Annotated in this window: 1 protein-coding gene; it reads left to right on the top strand. The window is 51.0% G+C overall.

Annotation, left to right across the window (positions count from 1 at the left end; all coding sequences use genetic code 11):
• A partial coding sequence (locus KMS84_RS44325; RefSeq protein WP_256921513.1) for a VirB4 family type IV secretion/conjugal transfer ATPase occupies positions 1-314 on the top strand: 314 nt, incomplete at both ends.

Below are 314 nucleotides of genomic sequence, written 5' to 3'. Positions count from 1 at the left end.
GCTTTGAAATGTCGGAGCTGATGAAAGGTGGCGATGCGCGCCCGGAACTGCCTGTCGTGATGAGCTACCCACTGCACTGCATTGAGCAGGCTATGGATGGCAGGCCATTCATTCTGGTTTTGGATGAAGGCCAGAACCTGGTCAAAAACGATTTTTGGCGCAATCGGATTGATAATTTCATCATGCAGATCCGCCGTAAAAACGGGATTTTGATCTTCATCACCCCTGACGCGAAATACTTCCACAGTGAAACCGACTCCATCGACAAGCAGACCGTGACCAAGATCTACCTGGCCAGCGACTCGGTGAAAGAC

It is taken from the genome of Streptomyces hilarionis (assembly GCF_024539675.1).
In the GTDB taxonomy this organism is placed as follows: Bacteria; Actinomycetota; Actinomycetes; order Streptomycetales; family Streptomycetaceae; genus Streptomyces; species Streptomyces hilarionis.
Note: the sequence above shows the minus strand (reverse complement) of the source record. Positions and strands in the feature narration are given on the sequence as shown.